Origin of the sequence: Pseudomonas donghuensis (genome assembly GCF_000696345.2) — a bacterium.
GTDB classification, from domain to species: Bacteria; Pseudomonadota; Gammaproteobacteria; order Pseudomonadales; family Pseudomonadaceae; genus Aquipseudomonas; species Aquipseudomonas donghuensis.
This window is the reverse complement of record NZ_CP071706.1, coordinates 4272498-4288752: the sequence shown is the minus strand read 5'-3', so window position 1 is coordinate 4288752 and position 16255 is coordinate 4272498. Positions and strand designations below refer to the sequence as shown.

17 protein-coding genes are annotated in these 16255 nt (G+C 62.0%); 13 read left to right on the top strand and 4 right to left on the bottom strand.

Translation table 11 applies throughout. The annotated features are described in order from the left end of the window. Positions 1-29 precede the first annotated feature (29 nt). The 3 genes from BV82_RS19955 (at position 30) to BV82_RS19945 (ending at position 3037) form a co-directional block, all read left to right on the top strand. Complete coding sequence (locus BV82_RS19955) at positions 30-878, top strand: glycine betaine ABC transporter substrate-binding protein (RefSeq protein ID WP_010224175.1); 849 nt, start codon at positions 30-32, stop codon at positions 876-878. Positions 879-1070: 192 nt separating this feature from the next. Next, entirely contained in the window at positions 1071-1382 is a 312-nt protein-coding gene (locus BV82_RS19950) for a DUF485 domain-containing protein (protein ID WP_010224173.1), read from the top strand. Further along, positions 1379-3037: a cation acetate symporter gene (locus tag BV82_RS19945; RefSeq protein WP_010224171.1), complete on the top strand. Its 1659-nt coding sequence runs from the start codon at positions 1379-1381 to the stop codon at positions 3035-3037. Before BV82_RS19950 ends, BV82_RS19945 begins: the two co-directional genes overlap by 4 nt. Positions 3038-3165: 128 nt before the next feature. Here BV82_RS19945 and BV82_RS19940 read toward each other — a convergent pair whose 3' ends face one another. After that, entirely contained in the window at positions 3166-3318 is a 153-nt protein-coding gene (locus tag BV82_RS19940) for a DUF3309 family protein (RefSeq protein WP_010224169.1), read from the bottom strand. A 242-nt stretch (positions 3319-3560) separates the two neighbouring features. On the opposite strand from BV82_RS19940, the gene BV82_RS19935 reads away from it, so the two are divergent. From BV82_RS19935 to csrA, 3 genes are all read left to right on the top strand, one after another. Next, the gene (locus BV82_RS19935) at positions 3561-4376 is read left to right on the top strand and encodes an SDR family oxidoreductase (RefSeq protein ID WP_010224167.1); all 816 of its coding nucleotides are present in this window, start codon (positions 3561-3563) and stop codon (positions 4374-4376) included. Positions 4377-4429: 53 nt separating this feature from the next. Next, complete coding sequence (locus tag BV82_RS19930; RefSeq protein ID WP_036996559.1) at positions 4430-4762, top strand: YnfA family protein; 333 nt, start codon at positions 4430-4432, stop codon at positions 4760-4762. A gap of 135 nt (positions 4763-4897) precedes the next feature. Further along, the gene (gene csrA / locus BV82_RS19925; protein WP_010224165.1) at positions 4898-5086 is read left to right on the top strand and encodes a carbon storage regulator CsrA; all 189 of its coding nucleotides are present in this window, start codon (positions 4898-4900) and stop codon (positions 5084-5086) included. 1 nt (position 5087) lies between these two features. On the opposite strand, the gene BV82_RS19920 is transcribed toward csrA, so the two are convergent. Both BV82_RS19920 and mnmC read right to left on the bottom strand, forming a co-directional pair. Then, the gene (locus BV82_RS19920) at positions 5088-5315 is read right to left on the bottom strand and encodes a YheU family protein (protein ID WP_010224164.1); all 228 of its coding nucleotides are present in this window, start codon (positions 5313-5315) and stop codon (positions 5088-5090) included. A gap of 131 nt (positions 5316-5446) precedes the next feature. After that, positions 5447-7462: a bifunctional tRNA (5-methylaminomethyl-2-thiouridine)(34)-methyltransferase MnmC2/FAD-dependent 5-carboxymethylaminomethyl-2-thiouridine(34) oxidoreductase MnmC1 gene (gene mnmC / locus BV82_RS19915; RefSeq protein ID WP_159389024.1), complete on the bottom strand. Its 2016-nt coding sequence runs from the start codon at positions 7460-7462 to the stop codon at positions 5447-5449. A 135-nt stretch (positions 7463-7597) separates the two neighbouring features. Here mnmC and pap point away from each other — a divergent pair, with 135 nt between their 5' ends. Next, on the top strand, positions 7598-9091 hold the full coding sequence (pap, locus tag BV82_RS19910) for a polyphosphate:AMP phosphotransferase (RefSeq protein ID WP_010224162.1): 1494 nt from the start codon (positions 7598-7600) through the stop codon (positions 9089-9091). 209 nt (positions 9092-9300) lie between these two features. Beyond that, positions 9301-10257 (top strand): DMT family transporter, encoded by a 957-nt coding sequence (locus BV82_RS19905; RefSeq protein ID WP_010224161.1) that lies wholly within the window; start codon positions 9301-9303, stop codon positions 10255-10257. Position 10258: 1 nt separating this feature from the next. Here the strand turns inward: BV82_RS19905 and BV82_RS19900 are convergent, their stop codons facing one another. Further along, a complete protein-coding gene (locus tag BV82_RS19900) occupies positions 10259-11653 on the bottom strand; it encodes a class II fumarate hydratase (protein ID WP_036996558.1) in 1395 nt (464 codons plus the stop codon). A 157-nt stretch (positions 11654-11810) separates the two neighbouring features. On the opposite strand from BV82_RS19900, the gene BV82_RS19895 reads away from it, so the two are divergent. The 5 genes from BV82_RS19895 (at position 11811) to BV82_RS19875 (ending at position 16156) form a co-directional block, all read left to right on the top strand. Further along, positions 11811-12332 (top strand): DUF2059 domain-containing protein, encoded by a 522-nt coding sequence (locus tag BV82_RS19895; protein ID WP_010224157.1) that lies wholly within the window; start codon positions 11811-11813, stop codon positions 12330-12332. Positions 12333-12347: 15 nt separating this feature from the next. Continuing rightward, positions 12348-12647, top strand: coding sequence for a BolA family protein (locus BV82_RS19890; RefSeq protein ID WP_010224156.1), 300 nt, complete (start codon positions 12348-12350; stop codon positions 12645-12647). 109 nt (positions 12648-12756) lie between these two features. Further along, on the top strand, positions 12757-13695 hold the full coding sequence (gene trhO / locus BV82_RS19885; protein ID WP_010224155.1) for an oxygen-dependent tRNA uridine(34) hydroxylase TrhO: 939 nt from the start codon (positions 12757-12759) through the stop codon (positions 13693-13695). A 3-nt stretch (positions 13696-13698) separates the two neighbouring features. Then, the gene (locus BV82_RS19880) at positions 13699-14331 is read left to right on the top strand and encodes a DsbA family protein (RefSeq protein WP_010224154.1); all 633 of its coding nucleotides are present in this window, start codon (positions 13699-13701) and stop codon (positions 14329-14331) included. Beyond that, the gene (locus BV82_RS19875) at positions 14324-16156 is read left to right on the top strand and encodes an ABC transporter ATP-binding protein (RefSeq protein ID WP_010224153.1); all 1833 of its coding nucleotides are present in this window, start codon (positions 14324-14326) and stop codon (positions 16154-16156) included. Before BV82_RS19880 ends, BV82_RS19875 begins: the two co-directional genes overlap by 8 nt. The last annotated feature ends 99 nt before the right edge of the window (positions 16157-16255 follow it).

Here is a 16255-nt window from a genome sequence, read left to right as displayed (position 1 = left end):
CTTCCGTGACGTGACGAGGGGATGCTTGGATGAAAATGCGACGACTCCTGGGGGTGGGCACCGCCCTGGTAATGGCCATTGGCGCGGGGCAAGCGCTGGCCAAGGAAGTGAGCATCGGCTATGTCGATGGCTGGTCCGACAGTGTGGCGACCACTAACGTCGCCGCCGAAGTCATCAGGCAGAAACTCGGCTATGACGTCAAACTGCAGGCCGTGGCCACCGGCATCATGTGGCAGGGGGTGGCTACCGGCAAGCTCGATGCCATGCTCTCGGCCTGGCTGCCGGTAACCCATGGCGAATACTGGACCAAGAACAAGGACAACGTGGTCGACTACGGCCCCAACTTCAAGGATGCCAAGATCGGCCTGATCGTCCCCGAGTACGTCAAGGCCAACTCCCTGGCCGACCTCAAGGCCGATGACAGCTTCAAGAAGAAAATCGTCGGCATCGACGCAGGTTCCGGCGTGATGCTCAAGACCGACCAGGCGATCAAGGACTATGACCTGAGCGGCTACAAACTCCAGGCCAGCTCCGGCGCGGCGATGACCGCAGAGCTGGGCCGCGCCTATGCCAAGCAGCAATCGATCGCGGTGACCGGCTGGGTACCGCACTGGATGTTCGCCAAGTGGAAGCTCAAGTTCCTCGAAGACCCCAAAGGCGTGTATGGCGCTGCTGAAACCGTCAACAGCATCGGCAGCAAGGAACTGGACAAGAAAGCCCCGGAAGTGGCGGCATTCCTGAAAAACTTCCAGTGGCAGTCCAAGGATGAAATCGGCGAGGTCATGCTGGCCATTCAAGAGGGCGCTAAACCCGAGGCCGCAGCCAAGGACTGGGTAGCCAAGCACCCGGAACGCGTAGCACAGTGGACCGGCAAATAATGGCCTAAGGCTTCTATCTGGCACCTTCCAGGGCCGCGGCAGCGAAAACGCTGTCGCGGCCCTTGTCGTTTCAGGCTGTTACCGATTCGGTAAAAGAGTTTTGCATCTAAGACTAAGGTCGTCTGGAGTGCGTCCGAAGGCAGCATAAAGTGGAGTGGGTTCTACCTAATCTGTGCTGCGAGGACAAAAACAATGAACGACAGCATTTATCTCTCGATACAAAACAGCCCGCGGTTCAAGGAGCTGGTTTCAAAACGCGAACGCTTCGCCTGGATTCTCTCGGCGATCATGCTCGGTCTCTATTCCGCCTTCATCCTGTTGATTGCCTATGGCCCGCATGTATTGGGTGCCAAGCTCAGCCCTGACTCGTCGATCACCTGGGGTATTCCCCTCGGCGTCGGTCTGATTGTCTCGGCCTTCATCCTCACGGCCATCTACGTGCGTCGCGCCAACGGCGAGTTCGACGAGATGAACAAGGCGATCCTCAAGGAGGCTCAGCAATGATCCGGCGTCTACTGGCAACCCTGGCCTTCGGCGTTTTTGCACCCGCCGTCTGGGCCGCTGACGCCCTCACCGGCGCGGTGCAGAAACAACCGTTGAACGTGTCGGCGATCGTCATGTTCGTCGCCTTCGTCGGTGCCACCCTGTGCATCACCTACTGGGCATCCAAACGTAACAAGTCCGCCTCTGACTACTACGCCGCCGGCGGGCGCATCACCGGTTTTCAGAACGGTCTGGCGATTGCTGGCGACTACATGTCGGCAGCCTCTTTCCTGGGTATTTCCGCCCTGGTGTTCACCTCTGGCTACGATGGCCTGATCTACTCGATCGGTTTTCTGGTCGGCTGGCCGATCATCCTCTTCCTGATCGCCGAACGCTTGCGTAACCTGGGCAAATACACCTTTGCCGACGTCGCTTCGTACCGCCTTGGGCAGAAGGAAATCCGCACCCTGTCGGCCTCCGGTTCGCTGGTGGTGGTGGCCTTCTACCTGATCGCGCAGATGGTTGGCGCCGGCAAGCTGATCCAGTTGCTGTTCGGCCTCGACTACCATGTCGCGGTGATTCTGGTCGGCATCCTGATGTGCATGTACGTGCTGTTCGGCGGCATGCTCGCGACCACCTGGGTGCAGATCATCAAGGCCGTGTTGCTGCTCTCCGGTGCCAGCTTCATGGCGCTGATGGTGATGAAGCACGTCAACTTCGACTTCAACGCGCTGTTCTCCGAGGCGATCAAGGTTCACCCCAAAGGTGAAGCGATCATGAGCCCCGGTGGCCTGGTCAAAGATCCGATCTCGGCGTTCTCCCTTGGCCTGGCACTGATGTTCGGTACCGCCGGCCTGCCGCACATCCTGATGCGCTTCTTCACCGTCAGCGATGCCAAGGAAGCGCGCAAGAGCGTACTCTACGCCACGGGCTTCATCGGCTACTTCTACATCCTGACCTTCATCATCGGCTTCGGCGCGATCCTGCTGGTCAGCACCAACCCGCAATTCAAGGACGTCGCTGGCGCCCTGATCGGCGGCAACAACATGGCCGCGGTACACCTGGCCAACGCGGTAGGTGGCAGCGTGTTCCTCGGCTTCATCTCGGCAGTGGCCTTCGCCACCATCCTGGCAGTGGTTGCCGGCCTGACCCTGGCCGGTGCTTCGGCGGTGTCCCACGACCTGTATGCCAGCGTGATCAAGAAGGGCAAGGCCAACGAGAAGGATGAAATCCGCGTCTCGAAGATCACCACCATCGCCTTGGGCGTACTGGCGATCGGCCTGGGTATCCTCTTTGAAAGCCAGAACATCGCGTTCATGGTTGGCCTGGCGTTCTCCATCGCTGCCAGCTGTAACTTCCCGGTACTGCTGCTGTCGATGTACTGGAAGAAGCTGACCACCCGTGGCGCCATGATTGGCGGCTGGATGGGCCTGGTCAGTGCGGTGGCGCTGATGGTTCTCGGCCCGACCATCTGGGTGCAGATTCTCGGCCACGAGAAGGCGATCTACCCGTATGAGTACCCTGCGCTGTTCTCGATGCTCATTGCCTTTGCCGGTATCTGGTTCTTCTCGATCACCGACAAGTCCAAGGCCGCCGATGATGAACGAGCGCTGTTCTTCCCGCAGTTCGTGCGCTCGCAGACTGGCCTGGGTGCCAGCGGTGCGGTGTCTCACTAAGTAGGCAAAAGGCAGCCTTTGGCTGCCTTTCCAGCCACAAGCCACAAGCCACAAGCCACAAGCCGCAAGTTGAAGCCGTACGCGTACTGCTTTGACTTGCGGCTTGCCGCTTATGGCTTGCAGCTTTTCTATATCTTGCCGAGCAATAACAGGATCAACAGGATGATCAGCACCGTACCGATGATGCCGGATGGCCCATAGCCCCAACTTCTGGAGTGCGGAAAGACGGGTAAGCCACCGATCAACAGCAGAATCAGGATGATGATAAGTATGGTGCCCATGGCAGTTTCCTTGTTTGGCTTGAGAAGTAGGCGTTACGCTGCAATCCATCTCTTCGGTCATGTGTTTCATGCCCGCCTGTTAATTCCGACTGCTGCCAGTGGCTAAAAGTTTTATCGGTTGTTAACACGCCACTTTCACCGCTGTTTGCCCCGCCCATTCAGCATCCTGATACAGCGTGGGTCGCGGCCTTGCCTTCGCTACACTGGCCTGAACTTTCAAGAACAGTACAAGGCAGCCTGCTATGCAAAAGCGCATGATGATTACCGGTGCCGGCTCGGGGCTTGGGCGCGAAATTGCCTTGCGCTGGGCGCGCGAGGGGTGGCGGTTGGCCCTGGCCGATGTCAACGAGGCCGGCCTCAAGGAAACCCTGGCGCTGGTACGCGAAACTGGCGCTGACGGCTTTGTGCAGCGCTGCGATGTGCGCGACTACAGCCAGTTGACCGCCCTGGCCCAGGCCTGTGAAGAAAAGCTCGGTGGTATCGATGTGATCGTCAACAACGCCGGGGTGGCCTCTGGCGGCTTTTTCGCCGAGCTGTCGCTGGAAGACTGGGACTGGCAGATCGCGATCAACCTGATGGGCGTGGTCAAGGGCTGCAAGGCCTTCCTGCCGCTGCTGGAGCGCAGCAAGGGCACGATCATCAACATCGCTTCGATGGCGGCCTTGATGCAAGGCCCGGCGATGAGCAACTACAACGTTGCCAAGGCTGGTGTGCTGGCCCTGTCGGAAAGCCTGCTGATCGAGCTGCGCCAGCATGAGGTCGCCGTGCATGTGGTGTGCCCGTCGTTCTTCCAGACCAACCTGCTCGACTCGTTCCGCGGTCCGACCCCGGCAATGAAGGCCCAGGTCGGCAAGCTGCTGGAAAGCTCGCCGATCAGCGCCGCCGATATCGCCGACTACATTCACCAGCAAGTGGCCGCCGGCGAGTTCCTGATTCTGCCCCATGAACAGGGCCGTGAAGCCTGGAAGCTCAAGCAGCGCACCCCGCAGCTGCTCTACGATGAAATGGCCAGCATGGCCGAGAAAATGCGCGCCAAGGCCCGACCGTCCCAGGCTTGAGCGTCGGCATCAGGTATTCTTGGCCATCCCTTGAACAGCCTTGAGTACCTGGTGTGATCAATTACCTGTGGTTTTTTCTCGCGGCGGTCTTCGAGATCGCCGGTTGTTATGCCATCTACCTGTGGCTGCGCCTGGGCAAGAGCGCTTGGTGGATTGCCCCGGCCCTGTTCAGCCTGTCCCTGTTCGCCCTGATCCTCACCCGGGTCGAGGCCGCATACGCCGGGCGCGCCTATGCCGCCTATGGCGGTATCTACATCGTCACATCGTTGCTCTGGCTGGCGCTGGTCGAGCGAGCCCGGCCGCTGGGCAGTGACTGGATCGGCGCGCTGCTGTGCGTGCTGGGTGCCAGCATCATCGTGCTCGGACCACGTCTACAGACAGCCTGAAGGGTCAAAAACAACAAGAATCTGTAGGCAAAATCGCCTAGTTAGGTGGGATCTGTCTAATTAGTTGTCAGAGCATTGAAGGCGTCCGGCGCCCCGTGCAGTCTCCGAACTTCCTGATTTGTGGAGGATCGGAGCATGTTGGTAATAGGCCGCGAAATAGGCGAAATCATCGCCATTGACGATCACATCAAGATCAAGGTGTTGTCGGTGGACGGCAATACGGTGCGCTTTGGCATCAGTGCCCCCCGGCACGTCGAGGTGCACCGGGCAGAGATCTACAAGCGCATTGTCGAGCAGTTGGCCAAGCAGGCGGTGGCCGGCTGAATCAATCGAGCAGTTCCCTGGGCACGTCGTGCTTGGCCAGCAGCTGGCATTGCTGGCTGTCGAGATCAAACAGGATGAATGCCTGTTTTTTTGCCAGCGCCTGGCGTACCCGCAGCACGCGGGTTTCCAGCGGCGTGTCGTCACCGTTGTCGGTGCCGTCGCGGGTGACGAAATCCTCGATCAGGCGGGTGAGGGTTTCGGCTTCCAGTTGGTCGTAAGGAATCAGCATGAACAGGACAGGTCTGGCGAAAAGGTACCGCCATGCTACGCGAAACCTGTCCTGGCTGTGTAGGCGCTAATGCTTGTTGCCGACCAGGCTGTCTAATCCGCACATAAGTCCTTAAGACGGAGCCGGGCCGGTCAGCTTTTAGCGTGTGGCTTGCCGCTTGCCGCTGCATTTTTGCTTCTGACCAGATCACGCAACATGAAACGATTCGGGTGGCACGCTTCGGCGACGGCGCGAGGCACTGGCAGCGGCGCGTTGTCGGCCCAGGCGGCGATCAATTCGCCAGAAAGTGGCGCGGTGATCAGCCCGCGCGAGCCATGGCCGCTGTTGATGAACAGGCCTTCGAGCCAGGGGCAGGGGCTGTCGGGGATCTGCCGGGCATCCCGGGCCAGCACGGCGTAAACCTCGTTGAACTGCGCCTGGTCGGCCAGCGGGCCGACAATCGGCAGATAGTCGGGGCTGGTGCAGCGAAACGCGGCGCGGCCCTGCAACGCGTGCGGGTCGAGGTCGTGGGCGCCCAGGCGCTGGGCCAGGTCGCTGGAGATCGCTTCGAGCAAGCCGAGGTTACCGACATGCTCGCCAGTGGTGGGCGTCAGGTCGGTGCTGTGGAAATCGAAGCTGGCGCCGAGGGTGTGCTCGCCATTGCGCGGTGGTGCCACGTAGCCGTCGGCACAGACCACGGTGCTCAAGGCCTGGCTCTGTGCAGTAACCGGCAGGCGGGTGATCTGGCCACGAATCCGCTTGAGCGGCAGCCCGGCGCAAGGCTCGAAGCTATGGATCTCGGCGGCGGTGGCGAGTACCACCAGCGGTGCGCTGGCCAGCAGCTTTTCACTTTCCCAGGCTTGCCACAGGCCGTCGACCTTGCGCAGTTGCAGCACCTGATGATGGGGCAGCAGGGTGATGTTCGGGTGCTGCAACTGGGCCTGGCACAGCGCCGGCGGATGCACCCAGCCGCCTTCGGGGTAGAACAGCCCGCCACTGCCCAGGGCAACCCCGGCCAGCTGCTCGGCCTGCTCGCGGTCCAGGCGTTGCAGCAATTGCGGGTTGAAGGCCTCGGCCAGTTGCTGCTGGCGTTGGTCTTCCTTGGCGTCGAACGCCAGTTGCAGCACCCCGCAGCCATCCCAATCCTGCCCGCGCTGCAGGCGTTCGAGCAGCCGCCTTGTGTAGCCGAAACCGCTGAGGATCAAGCGCGACAAGGCCGTGCCGTGCGCGGATAATTTCAGGTACAGCACCCCTTGCGGGTTGCCCGAGGCTTCCGCCGCCGGCGTTGCATGGCGCTCCAGCACTTTCACCTGCCAACCGCGGGCGGCAAGGCTGGCGGCGCTGGCGCAACCGGCCAGGCCGGCGCCGATCACCAGCGCCTGGCGCGGCCCTGGCAATACCGGCGGGCGAGCAAACCACGGCGCGCTGGCGGGCGGCAGTGGCTGCTCGGCTGGCCGGCCATTGAAGGTCCCGCGCAGGATTTCCCATTTCTTGCCGATGCCGGGAATGCGCTTCATGGTAAAGCCCACGGCGATCAGGCCCCGGCGCACCCAGCCAGTGCTGGTGAAGGTGCCGAGGGTGGCCGTGGGCGATGACAGCCGGCCGATCTGGGCGAACAGTTCCGGGGTCCACATTTGCGGGTTCTTGGCCGGGGCAAAACCGTCGAGGAACCAGGCGTCGACCTGGGCATCGAGCTGCGGCAATTGCTCCAGCACGTCACCGATCATCAAGGTCAGGCGCACCCGGCCCTGCTCGAACACAAACGGCTGGAAGCCTTGGTGCACCGCCACGTATTGAGCCAGCAACTGGCTGCTGAACGGCGCCAGTTGCGGCCACAGAGCCAGGGCGCGGCCGAGGTCGGCGCGGGTCAAGGGGTATTTTTCGACGCTGATGAAATGCAGCCGCGCATCACGCGGGGCGCACTCGGCAAACAGCTGCCAGGCGCAGAAGAAGTTCAAGCCGGTACCGAAGCCGGTTTCACCGATCACCAGGCACTGGCCCGGCTGCAGCGCAGTGAAACGCCGGCGCAGGTCGTTCTGGTCGATGAACACATGACGGGTTTCCTCCAGGCTCTGCTCCTTGGAGAAATAGATGTCATCGTATTGGCGCGAGTGCGGTCGGCCTTGGTCATCCCAGTCGATCTGGGCGTATTGGGTTACTTCGGTCATGTTCGGCTCAGCGTTGGCAAGAGGGCCATTTTAGCTGATCGGTGCCAGGCTGTTTGACCTGCGGCAGGCTTTGTTTTGTACCGACAAAGGTTTTTACAATCCGCTAGTCTTGCTTATCCATGTAGGGAGCCTGGTATGTTCGAATCCGCTGAAATTGGTCACGCCATCGATAAAGACACCTATGAAGCCGAGGTTCCGGCACTGCGTGAAGCGCTGCTGGAAGCCCAGTTCGAACTCAAGCAGCAGGCGCGTTTTCCGGTGCTGGTGCTGATCAACGGCATCGAAGGCGCCGGCAAGGGCGAGACAGTCAAGCTGCTCAACGAATGGATGGACCCGCGCTTGATCGAGGTGCGCACCTTCGACCAGCAGACCGACGAAGAGCTCGCCCGGCCACCGGCCTGGCGCTATTGGCGGGCACTGCCGGCCAAGGGGCGGATGGGCGTGTTTTTTGGCAACTGGTATAGCCAGATGCTTCAGGGGCGGGTGCATGGCCAGTTCAAGGATGCCGTGCTCGACCAGGCCATTCGTGGCGCCGAGCGCTTGGAGGAGATGCTCTGCGATGAAGGCGCGCTGATCTTCAAGTTCTGGTTCCACCTGTCCAAGAAGCAGATGAAGGCCCGGCTCAAGGCGCTCAATGACGACCCGTTGCACAGCTGGCGGATCAGCCCGCTGGACTGGCAGCAGTCGGAGACCTACGACCGTTTCGTGCGCTTTGGTGAGCGGGTGCTGCGGCAAACCAGCCGTGACTACGCGCCCTGGCACGTGATCGAAGGCGTCGATCCGCATTACCGCAGCCTGGCCGTGGGCAAGATTCTGCTCGAAGGGCTGCAGGCGGCGCTCAAGGCCAATCACGCACCGATCCACCAGGCCAACATCGCCCCGCTGGGCGAAAGCATCGACCAGCGGAGCCTGCTTGGCAGCCTCGACCTGAGCCTGCACCTGGACAAGGACGACTACCAGGAGCAGTTGATCACCGAGCAAGCGCGCCTGGCCGGTTTGCTGCGTGACAAACGCATGCGCCGGCATGCGCTGATCGCGGTTTTCGAGGGCAATGATGCGGCGGGCAAGGGCGGTGCCATCCGCCGGGTTGCGGCGGCGCTAGACCCGCGTCAGTACCGCATCATACCGATTGCCGCGCCCACCGAAGAAGAGCGCGATCAGCCTTATTTGTGGCGTTTCTGGCGGCACATTCCGGCGCGCGGCAAGTTCACCGTGTTCGATCGCTCCTGGTATGGCCGGGTGCTGGTCGAGCGGGTCGAAGGCTTTTGCAGCCAGGCTGACTGGATGCGTGCCTATGGCGAGATCAACGACTTTGAAGAGCAACTGAGCAACGCCGGGGTCGTGCTGGTCAAGTTCTGGCTGTCGATCGACGAACAGACCCAGCTCGAGCGCTTCCAGGAACGGGAGCAGATCCCGTTCAAGCGCTTCAAGATCACCGAGGAAGACTGGCGCAACCGCGAAAAATGGGGGCAGTACGCGGAGGCGGTGGGCGACATGGTTGATCGCACCAGCACCGAGATCGCGCCCTGGACCCTGGTTGAGGCCAATGACAAGCGCTGGGCGCGGGTAAAGGTTTTGCGCACCATCAATGAGGCGCTGGAGGCGGCGTTCAAGAAGGACAAGAAATAGGACCTCATCGCCGGCAAGCCAGCTCCCACAGAAAGGGTGCAAACCTGGCCTTGTGGGAGCCGGCCTTGCCGGCGATGGGGCGCGTAGCGGCGCCAGCAGGAACTCAGGGAATGAAGTACTGAATTCTTTTCCACAATCGCGCCTGTCTCCCCATCAGCCCACCCCGTAGAATCCGGTTTCCCCCCACCACAGGGCTATCGAGGCTGGTTATGCATATTTCTTCCGGACGCTGGGTTTACGGTCTGTCCTTGTCGCTACTGACCGCCGTGCTCTGGGGCATCTTGCCGATCAAGCTCAAACAGGTGCTGCAGGTGATGGACCCGATCACCGTGACCTGGTTTCGCCTGCTGGTTTCCGGTGGTCTGCTGCTGGCCTGGCTGGCGGCGAGCAAGCGCCTGCCCTCGTTCGACAACCTCGGGCGCAAGGGCTGGGGCCTGGTGTTGCTGGCCACCTGCGGCCTGGTCGGCAACTATGTCCTGTACCTGGTCGGGCTCAAGTTGCTCAGCCCCGGCACTGCGCAACTGGTGGTGCAGATGGGCCCGGTGCTGTTGCTGGTGGCCAGTGTGTTCCTGTTCAAAGAGCGATTCAGCCTGGGGCAGGGCATGGGCCTGGCGATCCTGCTGGTGGGCTTTGGCCTGTTTTTCAATCAGCGCCTGGATGAGCTGTTGAGCTCCTTGAGTGTCTATACCACCGGCGTGCTGACCATTTTGCTGGCGACCACTATCTGGGTGTTCTATGCCCTGAGCCAGAAGCAACTGCTGACGGTGTGGAATTCACTGCAGGTGATGATGGTGATCTACCTGTGCTGCGCGGCGCTGCTGACGCCCTGGGTGCATCCGCTCGAAGCCCTGCAATTGAGCCCGCTGCAAGGCTGGCTGTTGCTCGCCTGCTGCCTGAACACCCTGGTGGCCTATGGCGCCTTTGCCGAAGCCCTGGCGCACTGGGAAGCCTCCAAGGTCAGCGCGACCCTGGCGATTACGCCGTTGATCACCTTCGTCGCCGTGGCCCTGGCGGCCTGGTTCTGGCCCGACTACGTGCACGCCGAGCAGATCAACACCCTGGGCTACATCGGTGCGCTGGTGGTGGTGCTGGGTTCGGCGCTGACCGCCCTGGGCCCGTCGATCATGGCTGGCTGGCGGGCCAGGCGCGTACGCCTGGCCCGGTGACTCAGCCCTTGTCGCCCGGTTCGAGCATTTTTTCCGGGCGTACCCACTGGTCGAACTGCTCGTTGGTCAGGTAGCCCAGGGTCAGCGCCGCCGCGCGCAGGGTGGTGCCTTCGCTGTAGGCCTTCTTGGCGATTTCCGCCGCCTTGTCGTAGCCGATGTGCGGGTTGAGCGCGGTCACCAGCATCAGCCCGCGCTCCAGGTGCGCGGCCATCTGTTCGGTATCCGGTTCGATACCGGCAATGCAGTGCTGCTGGAAGTTGCTGCAACCGTCAGCCAGCAGGTCGATGGACTGCAGCAGGTTGTGGATGATCACCGGCTTGAACACGTTCAACTGCAAGTGCCCTTGGCTTGCGGCAAAGCCGATCGCGGTGTCATTGCCCAATACCTGGCAGACCAGCATCGACAGGGCCTCGCATTGGGTCGGGTTGACCTTGCCGGGCATGATCGAGCTGCCCGGCTCGTTGGCCGGCAGGCGCACTTCGGCAATGCCGCCGCGCGGGCCGGAGCCGAGCAGGCGCAGGTCGTTGGCCAGCTTCATCAGCGCCACGGCGAGGGTTTTCAGGCCGCCGGCGAGGGTGGTCAACGGTTCATGGCCGGCCAGGGCGGCGAACTTGTTCGGCGCGGTAACAAAAGGCAGGCCGCAAAGGGCGGCAAGCTCGGCGGCAATGGCTTCGGCAAACCCGTGCGGGGCATTCAGGCCGGTGCCCACGGCAGTGCCGCCCTGGGCCAGCTCGCATACCGCTGGCAGCGCCGAGCGAATGGCGCGTTGGGCGTAATCGAGCTGGGCGACATAGGCCGAGAGTTCCTGGCCGAAGGTGATCGGTGTGGCGTCCATCATGTGGGTACGGCCGGTCTTCACCAGATGCTGATGGCGCGCTGCCAGTTCCGCCAGCCCCGACGACAATTCGCCAATCGCTGGCAGCAGCTTGTGCTGCACCGCCTGGGCGGCGGCGATGTGCATGGCGGTGGGGAAGCAGTCGTTGGAGCTCTGCGAACGGTTGACGTGATCGTTGGGGTGGACTGGCGCTTTGCCGCCTCGACCCTTGCCGGCCAGTTCGTTGGCCCGGCCGGCTATCACTTCGTTGACGTTCATGTTGCTCTGGGTGCCACTGCCGGTCTGCCAGACGACGAGTGGAAACTGGTCATCCAACAGGCCGTCGAGCACCTCGTCGGCGGCCTGTTCGATCAGTCGGGCGATGTCCGCCGGAAGGTCTCCGTTGCGGTTGTTGACCCGTGCTGCGGCTTTTTTGATCAGTGCCAGGGCATGCAAGACCGCCAGCGGCATGCGCTCCTTGCCGATGGCAAAATTGATCAGCGAGCGTTGCGTCTGGGCACCCCAGTAGGCCTGGTCAGGAACTTCGACCTGCCCCAGGCTGTCAGTTTCGATACGGCTCATGCTGCGCTCACTCCCTTGTGGTCTGAATTCGCAGTTTAGGTCCTTATTCGACATCGCGGTTCCATCGCGCGTCGATCCACTTGAGCACTGTGCCACTGTCGGCGCAGAATGCTCTACTCTGGGGTACTACCTCCTCTGTCTACTTGAAGGAATTCCGATGACCCGTCTTCGCGCCCTCTGCACTGCTGTAGCGCTGGTCTGCGCCAGCGGCCAGGTGCTTGCAGATACCGCCAGCCACAACGCCAGTGCTGAAAAATTCCTCATGATGGCACATGCCGACAAGCTCGGTACTCCGGTCTACATGCAGGTGCAGCAGATGTTTGCCCAGCGTTTCGAGCAGACCAAGGCACCCGCCTCGAAGAAGTCCGTGCTCGACAGCTACCAGGCCAAAGCCAACGCCGCCCTGGACCAGGCCATTGGCTGGAACAAGCTCAAGCCGGACATGGTCAAGCTCTACACCAGCACCTTCACCGAAAGCGAACTCAAGGACCTGGTAGCGTTCTACCAGTCGCCGCTGGGCAAGAAAGTCCTGGAGAAGATGCCGCAGGTGACTCAGCAATCGGCCCAGCTGACCCAGCAGAAACTGGAAAGCGCGGTACCGGTGGTCAACAAGCTGCTGGCTGACATGACCAATGAACTCGATCCGAACGCCGGCAAGGCCGCGCCGGCCAAGAAGTAACCAGCGGAGCCTGACATGACCATGCAGCAAAAAATCGAGCAGAGCCTGCAGGCGCTGGCACCCCAGCACCTTGAGGTGCTCGATGAAAGCCACATGCACAGCCGTGGGCAGCAGACCCACTACAAGGCGGTGCTGGTGAGCGAGCAGTTCGAAGGCCTGAACAGTGTCAAGCGTCACCAGAAGGTCTACGCCACCCTCGGTGAGCTGATGAGCCAGTTCCATGCCCTGGCACTGCACACCTACACGCCGCAGGAATGGCAGAAAATCGGCGTCGCCCCGGCCTCGCCGACCTGTGCCGGTGGCAGCAAGCACTGATTTCCTCGTCAGGTTTTTGCTAGAATGCTCAACGCGCCGCTTGTCGGCGCGTTTTTATTTGGCATCCGGTCCGCCCTTTGCGAGGGTGACCACCTGGAGAAGTTACTGCATGTCCCAAGCTATCGTCGTCGCGGCGCTGTACAAATTCGTCACCCTGAAAGATTACGTCGAGCTGCGCGAGCCGCTGCTCGAGAGCATGATGGCCAACGGCATCAAGGGCACCTTGTTGCTGGCCGAGGAAGGTATCAACGGCACCGTCTCCGGTACCCGTGAAGGCATCGACGGCCTGCTGGCCTGGCTGCGCAGCGATGCGCGCCTGGTGGATATCGACCACAAGGAATCCTACTGCGACGAACAGCCGTTCTACCGCACCAAGGTCAAGCTCAAGAAAGAGATCGTCACCCTCGGCGTGCCGGGCGTGGACCCGAACTACAAGGTCGGCACCTACGTCGAGCCCCAGGACTGGAACGCGCTGATCAGCGACCCTGAAGTGCTGCTGATCGATACCCGCAACGACTACGAAGTGGCGATCGGCACCTTCGACGGCGCGATCGACCCCAAGACCACCACCTTCCGCGAGTTCCCCGAGTACATCAAGGCCAACTTCGACCCGGCCAAGCACAAGAAAGTGGCGATGTTCTGCACCGGTGGCATCCGCTGCGAGAAAGCCTCCAGCTATATGCTCGGCGAGGGTTTTGAAGAGGTCTATCATCTTAAAGGCGGGATCCTCAAATACCTCGAAGAGGTGCCGCAGGATCAAAGCCGCTGGCAGGGCGACTGCTTCGTGTTCGACAACCGGGTCACCGTGCGTCACGACCTGACCGAGGGCGATTACGACCAGTGCCATGCCTGCCGCACCCCGATCAGCGTGGAAGACCGTGCGTCCGAGCACTACTCGCCAGGCATCAGTTGCCCGCATTGCTGGGACAGCCTGAGCGAAAAGACCCGACGCAGTGCCATTGACCGGCAGAAGCAGATCGAGCTGGCCAAGGCGCGCAATCAGCCTCACCCGATCGGTCACAACTACCGCAAAGCTGCCGAGGCCTGATTGATGTCCGCACGCCTGCTTTATGTGATGGACCCGATGTGCTCCTGGTGCTGGGGCTTTGCCCCTGTCGCCGAGGCCCTGATCGCCCAGGCGCGGGCAGCAGGCGTACCGACCCAGGTAGTGCTGGGTGGCCTGCGTTCCGGCAGCCGGGCGCTGGATGTCTCGACGCGCGGTTACATCCTCGATCACTGGCAGGCGGTGCACGACGCCACCGGGCAGGATTTTCAGTTCGAAGGTGCGCTGCCTGACGGTTTTGTCTACGACACCGAGCCTGCCTGCCGGGCCCTGGTCACCGCGCGCAGCCTTGACCCGCAGCATGTCGGCACGTTGCTCAAGCTGATCCAGCAAGCGTTCTACCTGCGTGGCGAAGACGTCACCCGCGCGCCTTTGCTGGTGGAGCTGGCCGAGCAGGCCGGTTACGAGCGCGCAGCCTTTGCCGAGGCCTTTACCAGCGCCGAACAACGCTCGGCCACGGCGGCGGACTTCACCTGGGTCCAGGACCTGGGCATCGCCGGCTTCCCGACCCTGCTGGCCGAACGCAATGGCCAGCTGGCTTTGCTGACCAACGGCTACCAGACCCTCGAATCCCTCGAACCGCTGCTCGGCCGCTGGCTGAAGCAGGCCGCCTGTGCTTGACCTGCCGGGTTCACCCGACCCGGTACCAGGGCCAGGCCCTGTGCATGCTGATCGCTTGAGCTGGGCAGAAATCCGCCGCCTGGCCCTGCGGCATAAAAAAGCCCTGTGGATCGCCAATGGCGTGGCCGTGCTGGCAGCGCTGTGCAGTGTGCCGATCCCCTTGCTGCTGCCGTTGCTGGTCGATGAAGTGCTGCTGGGGCATGGCGATGCCGCGCTGAAGTGGATGAACCAGTTCCTCCCCGGCAACTGGCAGGTTGCCGCCGGCTACATCGGCCTGATGCTGCTGTTCACCCTGACCCTGCGTTGCGCCGCCTTGGCCTTCAATGTGGTGCAGGCCAAGCTGTTTGCGGGCCTGGCCAAGGACATCGTCTACCGCTTGCGCATTCGTCTGATCGAGCGCCTCAAGCGCATCTCCCTCAGCGAATACGAGAGCCTGGGCAGCGGTACCGTGACCACCCACCTGGTCACCGACCTCGATACCCTCGACAAGTTTGTCGGCGAAACCCTCAGTCGCTTCCTGGTGGCCATGCTGACCCTGACCGGCACCGCCGCCATCCTGATGTGGATGCACTGGAAGCTGGCGCTGCTGATTCTGTTGTTCAACCCGTTGGTGATCTTTGCCACGGTGCAGTTGGGCAAGCGGGTCAAGCACCTGAAAAAACTGGAGAACGACAGTACCTCGCGCTTCACCCAGGCACTGACCGAAACCCTCGACGCGATCCAGGAAATCCGCGCCAGCAACCGTCAGGGCTATTTCCTCGGCCGCCTTGGCCTGCGCGCCCAGGAGGTACGCAACTACGCTGTCGCCTCGCAATGGAAAAGCGATGCCAGCGGACGTGCCAGCGGCTTGCTGTTCCAGTTCGGTATCGATATTTTCCGCGCCGCGGCGATGCTCACGGTGCTGTTCTCCGATTTGTCGATCGGGCAGATGCTGGCGGTGTTCAGCTACCTGTGGTTCATGATCGGCCCGGTCGAGCAACTGCTGAACCTGCAGTACGCCTATTACGCCGCCGGTGGCGCCCTGAGCCGGCTCAACGAACTGCTGGCGCGTGCCGACGAGCCGCAGTATCCCGGTGGCGTAGACCCGTTCAAGGGGCGCGACACCGTTGGCATCGAAGTGCAGGGGTTGCGCTTTGCCTACAACGACGAGCCGGTGCTCGATCAGCTCAACCTGTCGATCGCCCCGGGCGAGAAGGTCGCGATCGTTGGTGCCAGCGGCGGCGGCAAGAGCACCTTGGTGCAATTGCTGCTGGGCCTGTACAGCGCCCAGGCCGGGACCATCCGCTTTGGTGGCTCGACCCTGCAGGAAATCGGCCTGGAAACCCTGCGTGAGCATGTGGCGGTGGTGCTGCAGCACCCGTCACTGTTCAACGACACGGTGCGCGCCAACCTGACCATGGGGCGCGACTGCAGCGATGATGCCTGCTGGCAGGCGCTGAACATCGCCCAGCTCGACACCACCATTGCCGCCTTGCCGCAAGGCCTGGACAGCGTGGTTGGCCGCTCTGGCGTGCGCTTGTCCGGCGGCCAGCGCCAGCGCCTGGCGATTGCGCGGATGGTGCTGGCCGAGCCCAAGGTGGTGATCCTCGACGAGGCCACCTCGGCCCTGGATGCGGCCACCGAATACAACCTGCACCAGGCCCTGACTCGTTTTCTCAGTGCCCGCACCACCCTGATCATTGCCCACCGCCTCTCGGCGGTGAAGCAGGCCGACCGGGTGCTGGTGTTCGACGGCGGCCATGTCGCCGAGGACGGCGATCACCAGCAATTGATCGCCGAAGGTGGCTTGTACGCCAAGCTGTACGGCCATTTGCAACAGAGTTAGGGCAAATTGCTGTGCATGTGAGAAAAGCTCTCCAGTATTAATAGCAAATAGCCTAGGCTGTGCTTTTGTAGGTGAGATTCATCCGGCTCTGTTGCAAGG

Bases quoted from the DNA above. Each gene is read 5' to 3' on its own strand.
- BV82_RS19955 (WP_010224175.1), top strand. From the start codon at position 30: ATGAAAATGCGACGACTCCTGGGGGTGGGCACCGCCCTGGTAATGGCC.
- BV82_RS19950 (WP_010224173.1), top strand. From the start codon at position 1,071: ATGAACGACAGCATTTATCTCTCGATACAAAACAGCCCGCGGTTCAAG.
- BV82_RS19945 (WP_010224171.1), top strand. From the start codon at position 1,379: ATGATCCGGCGTCTACTGGCAACCCTGGCCTTCGGCGTTTTTGCACCC.
- BV82_RS19940 (WP_010224169.1), bottom strand. From the start codon at position 3,318: ATGGGCACCATACTTATCATCATCCTGATTCTGCTGTTGATCGGTGGC.
- BV82_RS19935 (WP_010224167.1), top strand. From the start codon at position 3,561: ATGCAAAAGCGCATGATGATTACCGGTGCCGGCTCGGGGCTTGGGCGC.
- csrA (WP_010224165.1), top strand. From the start codon at position 4,898: ATGTTGGTAATAGGCCGCGAAATAGGCGAAATCATCGCCATTGACGAT.
- BV82_RS19920 (WP_010224164.1), bottom strand. From the start codon at position 5,315: ATGCTGATTCCTTACGACCAACTGGAAGCCGAAACCCTCACCCGCCTG.
- mnmC (WP_159389024.1), bottom strand. From the start codon at position 7,462: ATGACCGAAGTAACCCAATACGCCCAGATCGACTGGGATGACCAAGGC.
- pap (WP_010224162.1), top strand. From the start codon at position 7,598: ATGTTCGAATCCGCTGAAATTGGTCACGCCATCGATAAAGACACCTAT.
- BV82_RS19905 (WP_010224161.1), top strand. From the start codon at position 9,301: ATGCATATTTCTTCCGGACGCTGGGTTTACGGTCTGTCCTTGTCGCTA.
- BV82_RS19900 (WP_036996558.1), bottom strand. From the start codon at position 11,653: ATGAGCCGTATCGAAACTGACAGCCTGGGGCAGGTCGAAGTTCCTGAC.
- BV82_RS19895 (WP_010224157.1), top strand. From the start codon at position 11,811: ATGACCCGTCTTCGCGCCCTCTGCACTGCTGTAGCGCTGGTCTGCGCC.
- BV82_RS19890 (WP_010224156.1), top strand. From the start codon at position 12,348: ATGACCATGCAGCAAAAAATCGAGCAGAGCCTGCAGGCGCTGGCACCC.
- trhO (WP_010224155.1), top strand. From the start codon at position 12,757: ATGTCCCAAGCTATCGTCGTCGCGGCGCTGTACAAATTCGTCACCCTG.
- BV82_RS19880 (WP_010224154.1), top strand. From the start codon at position 13,699: ATGTCCGCACGCCTGCTTTATGTGATGGACCCGATGTGCTCCTGGTGC.